The organism is Kitasatospora sp. NPDC033851 (genome assembly GCF_055576085.1).
This window is the reverse complement of sequence record NZ_JBVIRL010000007.1, coordinates 344438-356938: the sequence shown is the minus strand read 5'-3', so window position 1 is coordinate 356938 and position 12501 is coordinate 344438. Positions and strand designations below refer to the sequence as shown.

Annotated in this window: 12 protein-coding genes; 7 read left to right on the top strand and 5 right to left on the bottom strand. The window is 72.5% G+C overall.

Annotated elements, in window-relative coordinates:
* Nucleotides 1-720, bottom strand: coding sequence for a 3-oxoacyl-[acyl-carrier-protein] reductase (gene fabG, locus ACZ51D_RS17070; RefSeq protein ID WP_360499684.1), 720 nt, complete (start codon nucleotides 718-720; stop codon nucleotides 1-3).
* Nucleotides 721-1035: 315 nt separating this feature from the next.
* Between fabG and ACZ51D_RS17065 the strand changes: the two genes are divergently transcribed.
* The 6 genes from ACZ51D_RS17065 (at nucleotide 1036) to ACZ51D_RS17040 (ending at nucleotide 7018) form a co-directional block, all read left to right on the top strand.
* On the top strand, nucleotides 1036-2181 hold the full coding sequence (locus ACZ51D_RS17065) for an MBL fold metallo-hydrolase (protein ID WP_465621152.1): 1146 nt from the start codon (nucleotides 1036-1038) through the stop codon (nucleotides 2179-2181).
* A 217-nt stretch (nucleotides 2182-2398) separates the two neighbouring features.
* Entirely contained in the window at nucleotides 2399-3961 is a 1563-nt protein-coding gene (locus tag ACZ51D_RS17060; RefSeq protein WP_465621148.1) for a TldD/PmbA family protein, read from the top strand.
* The gene (locus ACZ51D_RS17055; RefSeq protein WP_465662677.1) at nucleotides 3961-5358 is read left to right on the top strand and encodes a metallopeptidase TldD-related protein; all 1398 of its coding nucleotides are present in this window, start codon (nucleotides 3961-3963) and stop codon (nucleotides 5356-5358) included. The genes ACZ51D_RS17060 and ACZ51D_RS17055 overlap by 1 nt, the downstream gene beginning before the upstream one ends.
* A 32-nt stretch (nucleotides 5359-5390) precedes the next feature.
* Entirely contained in the window at nucleotides 5391-5939 is a 549-nt protein-coding gene (locus tag ACZ51D_RS17050; RefSeq protein WP_465621184.1) for an RNA 2'-phosphotransferase, read from the top strand.
* 183 nt (nucleotides 5940-6122) lie between these two features.
* A complete protein-coding gene (locus ACZ51D_RS17045) occupies nucleotides 6123-6515 on the top strand; it encodes a DUF3099 domain-containing protein (RefSeq protein WP_360499678.1) in 393 nt (130 codons plus the stop codon).
* Between the two features lie 275 nt (nucleotides 6516-6790).
* Entirely contained in the window at nucleotides 6791-7018 is a 228-nt protein-coding gene (locus ACZ51D_RS17040) for a hypothetical protein (RefSeq protein WP_465621142.1), read from the top strand.
* A 20-nt stretch (nucleotides 7019-7038) separates the two neighbouring features.
* On the opposite strand, the gene moaA is transcribed toward ACZ51D_RS17040, so the two are convergent.
* The 4 genes from moaA to ACZ51D_RS17020 form a co-directional block, all read right to left on the bottom strand.
* Nucleotides 7039-8028 (bottom strand): GTP 3',8-cyclase MoaA, encoded by a 990-nt coding sequence (moaA, locus tag ACZ51D_RS17035; protein ID WP_360499674.1) that lies wholly within the window; start codon nucleotides 8026-8028, stop codon nucleotides 7039-7041.
* 75 nt (nucleotides 8029-8103) lie between these two features.
* Nucleotides 8104-9723 (bottom strand): solute symporter family protein, encoded by a 1620-nt coding sequence (locus tag ACZ51D_RS17030; protein WP_360499672.1) that lies wholly within the window; start codon nucleotides 9721-9723, stop codon nucleotides 8104-8106.
* The gene (locus ACZ51D_RS17025) at nucleotides 9720-10076 is read right to left on the bottom strand and encodes a DUF485 domain-containing protein (RefSeq protein WP_360499670.1); all 357 of its coding nucleotides are present in this window, start codon (nucleotides 10074-10076) and stop codon (nucleotides 9720-9722) included. Before ACZ51D_RS17025 ends, ACZ51D_RS17030 begins: the two co-directional genes overlap by 4 nt.
* A gap of 260 nt (nucleotides 10077-10336) precedes the next feature.
* Complete coding sequence (locus ACZ51D_RS17020) at nucleotides 10337-11380, bottom strand: zinc-dependent alcohol dehydrogenase family protein (RefSeq protein WP_360499668.1); 1044 nt, start codon at nucleotides 11378-11380, stop codon at nucleotides 10337-10339.
* A gap of 126 nt (nucleotides 11381-11506) precedes the next feature.
* Here ACZ51D_RS17020 and ACZ51D_RS17015 point away from each other — a divergent pair, with 126 nt between their 5' ends.
* Nucleotides 11507-12490: a DEDDh family exonuclease gene (locus ACZ51D_RS17015; protein ID WP_465621138.1), complete on the top strand. Its 984-nt coding sequence runs from the start codon at nucleotides 11507-11509 to the stop codon at nucleotides 12488-12490.
* Nucleotides 12491-12501: the final 11 nt, after the last annotated feature.

Genomic DNA, 12501 nt, shown 5'->3' with positions numbered 1-12501 from the left:
TCAGTGACCCATGCCCAATCCGCCGTCGACGGGAATGACGGCTCCAGTGATGTACGCGGCCTCGTCCGACCCGAGGAACCGCACGGTGGAGGCGACCTCGGCGGGCGCCGCGTAGCGGCCCAGCGGCACGCCCGCGACGATCTCCGCGCGGCGCTCGTCACTGAGCACGGCGGTCATGTCGGTGTCGACGAAGCCGGGGGCGACCACGTTGACGGTGATGTTGCGCGGGCCGAGTTCGCGCGCCAGCGACCGGGCGAAGCCCACCAGGCCGGCCTTCGAGGCGGCGTAGTTGGCCTGGCCCGGCGAGCCGGACAGGCCCACCACGGAGGAGATCAGCACGACGCGGCCCTTCTTGGCGCGCATCATCAGCTTGGAGGCGCGCTTGACCACCCGGAAGGTGCCGGTCAGGTTGGTGTCCACGACGGAGGTGAAGTCCTCCTCCGACATGCGCAGCAGCAGGGTGTCGTTGGTGATGCCCGCGTTGGCGACCAGCACCTCGACCGCGCCGTGCTTCTGCTCGATCTCCGTGAAGGCGGCGTCGACCTGCGCGGCGTCCGTGATGTCGCAGCGGACCGCGAGGACGTCGTACTTCACCAGGGCTTCGGGCACCTCACCCGAGCGGCTGGTGATGGCCACCTTGTCGCCTGCTTCGGCGAAGGCCTGGGCGATCGCGAGGCCGATGCCCCGGTTTCCTCCGGTGACGAGAACCGAGCGGCTCAACGATCCACCTCTCTCCATGTGTGAGCGCGTACATCGGAATGCGTACGCAGTGTGACGCTATCGGGCGGTCGGCGGCGGCGGCGCATCGGGCTCCCACAGCGCCGCACCGAAGGAACTGTCGCAATCCGACAACCACGCCCGCCACCACGGCCGGGCTCGGCGACACCGCCCCAGGCCCGGGCGCTGCCCGGATCGGGGCGACTGTGCGGGAACAACACGGGCGGGCGCACCCGTTGCCCCCGTGGTACGGACCGGCCCGGGGCGGGCGGTACCGTTCCCCCCCGACCATCCCGGCGAGCGACGAAGGCAGAGCGGATGACCAAGGCACGGCCCGGGAACACCCCCCGACGCGGACGACTGCTGGCCCTCACCGCCCTGGCGGCCGGCCTGGGCGCGGCCGCCTGGTCGCTGCGCGACCTGCCCGCGGCGTTCGGGCGGCGGCCGGACGGCGAGCGCGAGGAGCGGGTGCGCAACTCCCCGCAGTACCGCGACGGCGTCTTCCACAACGCGCCCTCCACGCTCGCCCGCACCGCCGGCGCCCCCGGTTTCGACGGCGCCACCGCCCGCCGGATGCTCTTCGAGCGCGAGGGCCGCGTCCCCGCCCACCCGGTGCCGACCGTCCGTCCGGCCACCCCGCCCGGTCCGGCCGCCGAAGGCGTGGAGATCACCTGGTACGGGCACGCCTCCGCGCTGGTGGAGATCGAGGGCTTCCGGGTGCTCCTCGACCCGATCTGGAGCGACCGCTGCTCCCCCGCCGCGCACGTCGGCCCCAAGCGGCTGCACCCGGTGCCGGTCGAGCTGGAGGAGCTGCCGCCGGTCGACGCGGTGCTGATCTCGCACGACCACTACGACCACCTGGACATGGCGACGGTCAAGCGCCTGGTGCGCAGCCAGTCCGCGCCCTTCGCGGTGCCGCTCGGCATCGGTTCCCACCTGCGCCGCTGGGGCGTCCCGGAGCACCGGATCATCGAGCTGGACTGGGACGAGACCTGCAACCTGGGCGAGCTGGTGCTCACCCTGACCGCCGCGCACCACTTCTCCGGCCGCGGCCTGACCCGCAACACCACCCTCTGGGGCTCCTGGGTGATCGCCGGCCCGAACCGCAAGGTCTTCTACACCGGCGACTCCGGCTACTTCGAGGGCTACGCCCGGATCGGCGAGCAGCACGGCCCCTTCGACGCCGCGCTGGTCCAGATCGGCGCCTACGACGAGGCCTGGTCGGACATCCACATGACCCCCGAGGACGCCGTCCTCGCCCACCGGGACCTGACGGCCGGCCTGCTGGTGCCCGTCCACTGGTGCACCTTCAACCTCGGCCTGCACCGGTGGGCCGAGCCGGTCGAGCGGCTGGTGAAGGAGGCCAAGGAGCACGCCGTCCCGCTGGCCGTGCCGCGTCCCGGCGAGCGGGTGGACGTCGACAACCCGCCGGAGCTCGACGGCTGGTGGGAGTCCGTCGGCTGACGCCTCCCCCGGACGGCTCTCATGACGGCCCTCAGGGCGGCCTTCACGACCGCCCTCACCACCGCCCTCAGGACGGCCGCTGCCGACGGACCGTACGGGCGGAAACCGCAGCGCACCGGGCGAAATGCGCTGGCCGGAAACCCGGTGGACGGGAAATGATGCGGTGCGGGCGCCCCTGTGGCGCCGCACCGCCACCCTCCGCGACCTGGGAGCCCGATTGCCTCCGATCCCTCCGGCCGATCGTGCCGGCGCGCCGCACGGGCGCGCCGTCGACCCGCTGTTCCTCGCCCTGCCGCTGCGCACCCTCGCCGACGCCGCCCTCACCCGGGCCCGCGAGCTCGGCGCGAGCCACGCCGACTTCCGTCTGGAGCGGATCCGCAGCGCCTCCTGGCGGCTGCGCGACGCCCGGCCGGCCGGCACCTCCGACAGCGTGCAGCTGGGCTTCGCCGTCCGGGTCCTGCTGGACGGCGCCTGGGGCTTCGCCGCCGGCGTGGACCTCACCACCGCCTCGGCGGCGAAGGTCGCCGAGCAGGCCGTCGCGGTGGCCCGCCTCTCGGGCGGGATCAGCCGGGCGGCCGGCTCCGCCGAGCGGGTCGAGCTGGCCGACGAGCCGGTCCACCGGGACGTCACCTGGGTCTCCTCGTACGAGGTGAACCCCTTCGAGGTGCCGGACGCGGAGAAGACCGCGCTGCTCGCCGAGCGGAGCTCCCGGCTGCTGGCCGCCGAGGGCGTCTCGCACGTCCGGGCGGCCCTGCTGACCGTCCAGGAGAACAAGTTCTACGCGGACACCGCGGGCACCATGACGACCCAGCAGCGGATCCGGCTCCACGCCGACCTGGAGGCCACCTCGGTCGACGAGCGCACCGGCGCCTTCGACTCGATGTGCACCCTGGCCCCGCCGGTCGGCCGCGGCTACGAGTACGTGACGGGCACCGGCTGGGACTGGGACGCCGAACTCGCCGAACTGCCCGTCCTGCTGGCCGAGAAGATGAAGGCCCCGAGCGTCGAGGCCGGCCGCTACGACCTGGTCCTCGACCCGTCCAACCTCTGGCTGACCATCCACGAGTCGATCGGCCACGCCACCGAGCTGGACCGCGCGCTCGGCTACGAGGCCGCCTACGCCGGCACCTCCTTCGCCACCTTCGACCGGCTCGGCACCCTCGAGTACGGCTCCGACCTGATGCACGTCACCGGCGACCGCACCGCCGAGCACGGCCTGTCCACCATCGGCTACGACGACGAGGGCGTCGCCACCCAGTCCTGGGACCTGGTCAGGGACGGCATCCTGGTCGGTTACCAACTGGACCGCGGCATGGCCAAGTTGAAGGGCTTCGAGCGCTCCAACGGCTGCGCCTTCGCGGACTCCCCGGCGCACGTCCCGGTGCAGCGGATGGCCAACGTCTCACTCCGGCCCGCCGCCGACGGCCCGGACACCGAGGGCCTGTTCGCCGGGGTGGAGAACGGCCTGTACATCGTCGGCGACCGCTCCTGGTCGATCGACATGCAGCGCTACAACTTCCAGTTCACGGGGCAACGCGCCTACGCCATCAAGAACGGCGAACTCGCCGGCCAGGTCAAGGACTTCGCGTACCAGGCCACCACCACCGACTTCTGGGGCTCGATGGCGGCGGTCGGCGGCCCGCAGACCTACGTGCTCGGCGGCGCCTTCAACTGCGGCAAGGCGCAGCCCGGCCAGATCGCGGCCGTCAGCCACGGCTGCCCGTCGGCGCTGTTCCGGAACGTCAACGTGCTCAACACCCAGCAGGAGGCGGGTCACTGATGACCGCGATGCAGCCCCACGAACTCGTCGAGCTGGCGCTCGGCCTCTCCCGCGCCGACGGCTGCGTGGTGATCGCCGACGAGGACTCCACCGCCAACCTGCGCTGGGCCGGCAACGCCCTGACCACCAACGGCGTCACCCGCGGCCGCCGGCTGACCGTGATCGCCACCGTGGCCGGCGCCGAGGGCACCGCCTCCGGCGTGGTCTCCCGCGAGGCCGTCACCCCGGAGGACGTCGAGGACCTGGTGCGGGCCGCCGAGGAGGCCGCCCGCGCGGCCGGCCCGGCCGAGGACGCCCAGCCCCTGGTCACCGACCGGCCCGCCTCCCCGGACTTCACCGAGCCGCCCGCCGAGACCTCGATCGCGGTCTTCGACGCCTTCGGCCCGGCCCTCGGCGAGGCCTTCGCCCGCGCCGCCGCCCAGGGCGAGCTGCTGTACGGCTTCGCCCGCTACGAGCTGACCTCCAGCTACCTGGGCACCTCCACCGGCCTGCGGCTGCGCCACGACCAGCCCACCGGCATGGTCGAGTTCAACGCCAAGACCGCCGACCTGTCCGGCTCGGCCTGGGTCGGCGCCGCCACCCGGGACTTCACCGACATCGACGTCACCGCCCTGCACACCGAGCTGACCAAGCGCCTCGGTTGGGGCGCCCGCAAGGTGGACCTGCCGGCCGGCCGCTACGAGACGCTGCTGCCGCCCTCGGCCGTCGCCGACCTGATGGTCTACCTCAGCTGGTGCTGCGGCGGCCGCGACGCCCACGAGGGCCGGACGGTCTTCTCCAAGCCCGGCGGGGGCACCCGGATCGGCGACAAGCTCAGCGGCCTGCCGCTCACGCTGCGCTCCGACCCGCGGGAACCCGGTCTGCAGGCCCCGCCGTTCGTGCTCACCCACTCCACCGGCGGGGACGTCTCGGTCTTCGACAACGGCGAGCCGCTCGCCGCCACCGAGTGGATCCGCGAGGGCGTGCTGAACGAGCTGGTCACCAGCCGCCACTCGGCCGGCCTCACCGGACTTCCGGTGCGCCCGGCCATCGACAACCTCGTCCTGGAGACGGCCGGCCAGGAGTCGGCGCCGACCCTGGACGAGATGATCGCCCGCACCGAGCGCGGCCTGCTGCTCACCTGCCTCTGGTACATCCGGGAGGTGGACCCGGCGACGCTGCTGCTCACCGGCCTCACCCGGGACGGCGTCTACCTGGTGGAGAACGGCGAGGTCGTCGGCGCGGTCAACAACTTCCGGTTCAACGAGTCCCCGGTGGACCTGCTCGACCGGATCACCGAGGTGGGCCGCACCGAACGCTGCCTGCCCCGCGAGTGGAGCGACGACTTCACCCGCGCCGCGATGCCACCCGTGCGTGTCGCGGACTTCAACATGAGTTCGGTCAGCCAGGCCTCTTAGCCGCTGGCCAACGGGGGGATACGAGAGACATGATGGACGAGAAACGGCTGGTCAGGTCGAGCAGGATGCTGTCGCGCATCCTGCGGCACGAGCCCGGGCTGGTGGGGGTCACGCTGGACGGGTCCGGCTGGGTCCGGGTCGACGAACTGCTCGCCGCGCTCGCGGCCAAGGGCAGGCCGCTCACCCGGGCCGAACTGGACCACCTGGTGGCCACCAACAACAAGCGCCGCTTCGGCTACTCGCCGGACGGTCTCTCGATCCGCGCGAACCAGGGCCACACGGTGGCGGTCGACCTCGGTCTGGCCGCCGCCGTGCCGCCCCACGTGCTCTACCACGGCACCGCCGACCGGCACCTCGCGGCGATCTTCCGCGAGGGCCTGCGCCCGATGACCCGCCAGGACGTCCACCTCTCGGCCGACACCGAGACGGCGACCAGGGTCGGCGCCCGGCACGGCCGCCCGGTGGTGCTGACGGTGAACGCGGCCGCGATGACGGCGGCCGGCCACGAGTTCCGGCTCAGCGAGAACGGCGTCTGGCTCACCGACGCCGTACCCCCGCAGTACCTCTCCCGGCGCTCGTAGCCTGCACCCGCGGCCCGGCACACAGCCCGCCACACCCGAAGGGCCTGTCCGCCGGACAGGCCCTTCGGGTACCCGACCGGGTGGGTCCGCCCCACCCGGCCTCGTCGCCGCGACCTCCCGGGCGTACCGTGAGGAGGCCGCGCCGGCCAGGCGCGCGAGTGCGCGACGAGGGCGGTAGGACACATGGGCAAGAGCGCCGACGGCGGGCAGGTCTTCCGGATCACGGGGGCGCGCAGCAGCCTCACCGAGGACGTCCGGGGACGCCAGCGCCGCTACGTCATCTCGATGCTGGTCCGCACGCTCTGCGTGCTGCTCGCGGTGGTGCTGTGGGACGTCCAGCGCTGGCTGGCGTTCGGGGCGCTCGCGGGCGGCGTGCTGCTGCCGTACTTCGCCGTGCTGGTCGCCAACGCGGGCCGGGAGCGGGCCCCGGGTCTGCCGAGCGCCTTCGAGTTCCCGTCGGAGACCCCGCTGATGCTGGGACCCGGCGGGAAGGGTGGGGCGGGTGGGGCAGGTGGGGCTGCCGGTACAGGAGAGGCAAAGGCCGCTGCCACCGATCCTTCACAGGACGTGAACTGACCGTCCGTTTCACCCCGCTTCATCCTCAAGCGGCTAGGCGAAAGCTCAAAAGAAGCTCAGATTAATCATGCAAGACCTCCCCAACCGAGGGTCCTGGCGTGACATACTGCGTACGCGCTCCGCATCCCCCGTCGGAGCGACGGACCGACGCCGGGCAGCTCCCCCCGTGGCTGCCCGGCGTCGCCATGCCCGCACCCGGTCGCCCCGACGGGCGTGCCTACCGGGCGTGACAGACTGGCGGTGCAGACTTCCCGCCTATCGCTGAGGACGGCCCGATGGACACCCCGCAGACGCCGATCTGCTCCGCCAAGGGCTGCCGGGCGGACGCCGGCTGGGTGCTGGTGTGGAACAACCCCAAGCTGCACACCCCGGACCGCCGCAAGACCTGGCTCGCCTGCGACGAGCACCGCGAGCACCTGTCCCAGTTCCTCGGCGTGCGCGGCTTCCTCAAGGAGGTCGTCGCCTTCGCCGACTGGACCCCCGGGCCCGGCACCGCTTCCTGACCGCCGAGCCCTGCCCCGCTCTAGCCGCCGATCGCGGACATCGGCCGCTCGGGCTGGTGGAACTCCGGGTCGTCGATCCCGGCCCCGGCCTTCTTGCCCCACATCGCCGCCCGCCACAGCTCGGCCAGCTCGGCGTCGTCCGCGCCCGAGCGCAGCGCGGTGCGCAGGTCGGTCTCGCCCGTCGCGAACAGGCAGTTGCGCACCTGGCCGTCGGCGGTCAGCCGGGTACGGTCGCAGGCGCGGCAGAACGGGCGGGTGACCGAGGCGATCACGCCCACCCGGCCCGGGCCGCCGTCCACCAGCCAGCGCTCGGCGGGCGCCGCGCCCCGGCGGGCGGACGGCTCCGGGGTGAGCGCGAAGCGGGCGCGGAGCAGTTCGAGGATCTCCTCCGCGGTGACCATCGAGGTGCGGTCCCAGCCGTGCTGGGCGTCCAGCGGCATCTGCTCGATGAAGCGCAGCTCGTAGTCCCGTTCCAGGCACCAGGCCAGCAGGTCGGCCGCTTCGTGGTCGTTGACGCCGCGCATCAGCACCGCGTTCAGCTTCACCGGCGCCAGCCCGGCGGCCTCGGCGGCGGCCAGCCCGTCCAGCACGTCCTGGTGGCGCCGGCGGCGGGTGAGGGTGTGGAAGACCTCGGGGTCGAGGGTGTCCAGTGAGACGTTGACCCGGTCGAGGCCGGCCTCGCGCAGCGCGGTCGCGGTGCGGGCCAGCCCGATGCCGTTGGTGGTCAGCGAGAGCTCGGGGCGCGGTTCCAGCTCCGCGCAGGCGGCCACGACGGCGACCAGCCCGGGGCGCAGCAGCGGTTCGCCGCCGGTGAAGCGGACCTCGCGGACGCCCAGGTCCCGCACGGCGACCGTGACCAGCCGGACGATCTCCTCGTCGGTCAGCAGGTCCGGTTTGGCCAGCCACTGCAGGCCTTCCTCCGGCATGCAGTAGGTGCAACGCAGGTTGCACCGGTCCGTGAGGGAGACCCTCAGGTCGACGGCCTGTCGTCCGAAGGTGTCGAGCAGCACGTGCGTCCTTCCCGAAATGCGGCCGGCCCGGCCACCGTCACGGCGGGCCGGGCCAGCATAGTCATCACGGGATGATCAATGGGCGCCCAGTCCGGTCAGCGAGCGGACCTCCAGTTCAGCGTACTTCGCCGGGTCGGGACGTTCCCTGGACAGCAGGGTGCCGAGCCAGCCCGCCAGGAAGCCGATCGGGATGGAGACCAGGCCGGGGTTCTCCAGTGGGAACCAGTGGAAGTCGACGCCCTGGAAGAGGGAGTTCTTGGCACCGGACAGCACCGGGGAGAAGATCACCAGCACGACCGAGGAGATCAGACCGGCGTAGACCGAGCTGACCGCGCCGACGGTGGTGAAGCGTTTCCAGAACAGCGAGTAGAGCAGGGTCGGCAGGTTCGCCGAGGCGGCCACCGCGAAGGCGAGCGCCACCAGGGCGGCGGTGCTGAGCTTGCCCGCGTAGAGGCTGAGCACGATGGCGACCGCGCCGATCGCCACGGCCGCCCACTTCGCCGACCGCACCTCCTCCTTCTCGCTCGCCTTGCCGCGCCGGATCACGTTGGCGTACAGGTCGTGCGCGAAGGAGGCCGAGGAGGCGAGGGTGAGCCCGGCCACCACGGCGAGGATGGTGGCGAAGGCGACCGCCGAGATCACCGCGAGCATGATCGCCCCGCCGGTGGTGCCGGCCCCGCCGCCGAGCTGCTCGGCGAGCAGTGGCGCCGCGGTGTTCCCGGACGGCGTCTTGCCCTCGACGGCCACCATGCCGCTGCGGCCGACCAGCGCCGCCGCGCCGAAGCCGAGTGCCAGGGTCATCAGGTAGAAGACGCCGATGATGCCGATCGCCCAGAGCACCGACTTCCGGGCCGCCTTGGCGGTGGGGACGGTGTAGAAGCGGACCAGGATGTGCGGCAGGCCGGCGGTGCCGAGCACCAGCGCGATCCCGAGGCTGATGAAGTCGAGCTTGGAGGTGTTGGTGGCCCCGTACTTCAGCCCGGGTTCGAGGAAGGCCGAGCCCTTGCCGCTCGCGGAGGCGGCCGCGCCGAGCAGTTCCGAGGGGTTGAAGTGGTACTTGGCGAGCACCAGGACGGTCATCAGCGCGGCGCCGGCGATCAGGAGCACCGCCTTGACGATCTGCACCCAGGTGGTGCCCTTCATGCCCCCTATCACTACGTAGATGATCATCAGCGCGCCCACCGCGAGGATGGTCCACCGCTTGGCGCCCTCCCCGGTGACCCCCAGCAGCAGGGCCACCAGCGCCCCGGCGCCGACCATCTGGGCGAGCAGGTAGAAGATCGACACCACGATGGTGGACACGCCGGCCGCGGTGCGCACCGGGCGCTGGCGCATCCGGAACGCGAGGACGTCCGCCATGGTGAACCGGCCGGAGTTGCGCAGCGGCTCGGCGATCAGCAGCAGCGCGACCAGCCAGGCGACCAGGAAGCCGATCGAGTACAGGAAGCCGTCGTAGCCGTTGAGCGCGATCAGCCCGGCGATGCCGAGGAAGGAGGCCGCGGACATGTAGTCGCCGGAGATGGCCAGGCCGTTCTGGAAGCCGGTGAAGCCACGGCCGCCGGCGTAGAAGTCGGCGGCGCTGCGGTTCTGCCGCCCGGCCCAGACGGTGATGACCAGGGTGGCCAGCACGAAGGCCCCGAACAGGGTCATCGTCAGGCCGCGGTGCTCGGTGGCGGAGCTGGCGAGCAATGTCATTCGGCGGACTCCCGGGGGGCATGGAGGACGGCGCCGTGCGCCTCGCGGATCGCGGTGGCGGCCGGGTCGATCCGCCGGTCCGCGTAGCGGGCGTACCAGGCGGCGATCGCGAAGGTGGTGGCGAACTGCAGCAGCCCGAGTACCAGGGCCACGTTGACGTGCCCGGCGACCTTGGCGCGCATCAGGCCGGGGGCGTAGCAGGAGAGCAGGACGTAGAGCAGGTACCAGAGCACGAAGCCGATGGTGACCGGGAAGGCGAAGCTCCGGAACGAGCGCCGCAGGGTACGGAACTCCTCGCTGTCGTCGATGAGTTGGACTTCCGTAGTGGAAGTGGTGATCGGCGGCGAATCCACTCTTTCTCCTCACTCCTTCGGCGTAGCTGTCACACGGGGGGAACGATCGAGCGTGAGGGGCGTCACATGTCGCGGGCGCGCCGCGCAATGCTAGGAGCGTCGTGCCCGCCCCGAAAGGGGTTGACCGCGATCAGCCGGTCGTTCACCCCCTCGCGCCATCCGAATGGCCGAAAACCACCACCCGCGTCACTTCGGACCACCCCCGCCCCATGCGAAGAGGGGCGGCACCGACCAACGGTGCCGCCCCTCTTGACGATGCGTCAGAAGGCGATTCGGACCTTCAGCGCCGAGCGGTCGTCCATCGCCCGGTAGCCGTCCGGCACGCCGTCCAGGCCGACCGTGCGGTCGAAGACCAGGCCCGGTTCGATGGCCCCGGAGAGCACGTCCGGCAGCAGCTCGGGGATGTACGCGCGGGCCGGCGCGACGCCACCGTTCAGCGAAACGTTTCGGCCGAACATCTGACCGATGTCCACGCCCGCGCTGCCGCCGTGCGGCACGCCGACGTACCCGACCGCGCCGCCGTCCCGGGTGATCGAGATGGCCGTCCGCATCGACTCCTCGGTGCCGACCGCCTCCAGCACCGCGTGCGCGCCCTGGCCGCCGGTCAGCTCCTTGACCGCCTCGACGGCGGCGTCCCCGCGCTCGGCCACCACGTCCGTCGCCCCGAAGCGCCGGGCCAGCTCGGTCCGGGCGGTGTGCCGGCCCAGCGCGATGATCCGGCCCGCGCCCAGCCGGTGCGCCGCCAGGACGCCGCACAGGCCCACCGCGCCGTCGCCGACCACCGCGACCGTCGCCCCGGGCCGCACCCGCGCCGAGACCGCCGCGTGGTGCCCGGTCGCCATCACGTCCGACAGCGCCAGCAGCCCGGGCAGCAGCTTCTCGTCGCCCGCCGCCTCCTTCGGCAGCTTCACCAGCGTCCCGTCCGCGAACGGCACCCGCACCGCCTCGCCCTGGCCGCCGTCCGAGCCGACCTGCCCCCAGAACCCGCCGTGCGGGCAGGAGGTCTGCAGGCCTTCGCGACAGAAATCACACGTCCCGTCCGACCAGACGAACGGCGCCACCACCAGATCGCCCTTGGCGAAGCCGCGCACCTCGGCGCCGGCCTCCTCGACCACGCCCAGGAACTCGTGCCCGATCCGCTGTCCGGCCACCCGCTGGGCCACGCCGCGGTAGGCCCACAGGTCGCTGCCGCAGATGCAGGCGTTCACCACGCGGAGCACCACGTCCGTCGGATGCTGGATCACCGGGTCCGGTACGTCTTCGATCCGGATGTCGTTGGGGCCGTGAATCACGGTGGCACGCATGCGCTGTTCCTTCGCTGAAACGATCTCGACCAGGTGTACGACACCCCCGCCGACCACTCTATTCCGGCCGGTCGGTCGGAACATTCCGGCCAGGCCCCTCCGCGGCGCCCCTTATCCTGTTGGACCATGCAACCGATCCAGCCCGCGCCGAGGACCGCCCCGGTCCCCGCCCAGCGCTCCGCCGCCCCCGACGAGGGCTTCGCGGTCGTCGACGTCGAGACCACCGGCCTCGGCCGCTCGGACCGCGTCATCTCGGCGGGCGTCTACCAGCTGGACCCGGACGGCGAGGTCACCGACCACTGGTACACCCTGGTCAACCCCGAGCGGGACCCGGGACCGGTCTGGATCCACGGCCTGACCACCGAGCTGCTCTCCGCCGCCCCGACCTTCCCGCAGGTCGCCGACGAGCTCGCCGACCGGCTGCGCGGCCGGGTCCTGGTCGCGCACAACGCGCTCTTCGACTGGAACATGATCTCCCGCGAGTTCTCCCGGGCCGGCCTGCGCGCCCCGGTCGAGCAGCGGCTGTGCACCATGGTCCTCTCCCGCGACCTGCGTCTGCCGCTGCCCAACGGCAAGCTGTCCTCGCTCGCCGCCCACTTCGGCGTCCAGCAGCGCCACGCCCACAACGCCCTGGACGACGCCCGGGTGCTCGCCGAGGCCTTCCGCCCCAGCCTGCACCTCGCCCGCCTCGGCGGCGTCCCGCTGCCGCTGCAGAACTGCGTCGCCGTCACCGACCTCGGCGAGGACGAGCCCGCCGCCCCCGGCCGCGCCTCCTGGACCGGCGCGAGCTACCGCCAGGCCAAGAAGCGCCCGCCCTGCCCGTACCCCAACCCCGGGCGCTGGCTGGACGGAAAGCCGCTGGTCCAGGGCATGCGGGTGGCCTTCACCGGCGACACCTCGACCGACCGCGAACTCCTCGAGGACCGCGCCGTCGAGGCCGGCCTGCACATCGCCGGCTCGGTGAGCCGCCTCACCAGCCTGCTCGTCACCAACGAGCCGGACAGCTGGAGCGGCAAGGCCCGCAAGGCCCGCGAGGTCGGCACCCCGGTGGTCACCGAGGACGCCTTCCTCCAGCTGCTGCGTGAGGTCGCCCCGCACCCCGGTACGTGAGCCCGTTGTGA